The 255-nt window shown below is 45.1% G+C and carries 1 protein-coding gene; it reads left to right on the forward strand.

All coding sequences use genetic code 11. The annotated features are described in order from the left end of the window. On the forward strand, window positions 1-196 hold a 196-nt coding region (locus tag ACYQ4S_RS12950; protein WP_459771595.1), incomplete at its 5' end, for a zinc ribbon domain-containing protein. Between the last annotated feature and the right edge of the window lie 59 nt (window positions 197-255).

A 255-nucleotide genomic window follows, 5' to 3' on the forward strand; every position in this document is an offset into this window, starting at 1 on the left:
ATACAAAGCAACATTGGAAGGCATACAAGTGGAGTATGTGAACCCTGCACATACCAGCCAAACCTGCCCGAAATGTACCGAAAGGAATAAAGCAAAGGACCGAAAGTATCGGTGTAGTTGTGGATTTAAAAAACACAGGGATATCGTTGGTGCAATGAATATTCGCTATGCACCTGTGGTTGACGGTCACAGTTAACCAGCCTAAGATGCTATATGCACTGTCTTAGGAGGGGCAATGAGATGCCCTCACCTTGA

This window comes from Alkalibacterium sp. s-m-28 (genome assembly GCF_054658175.1).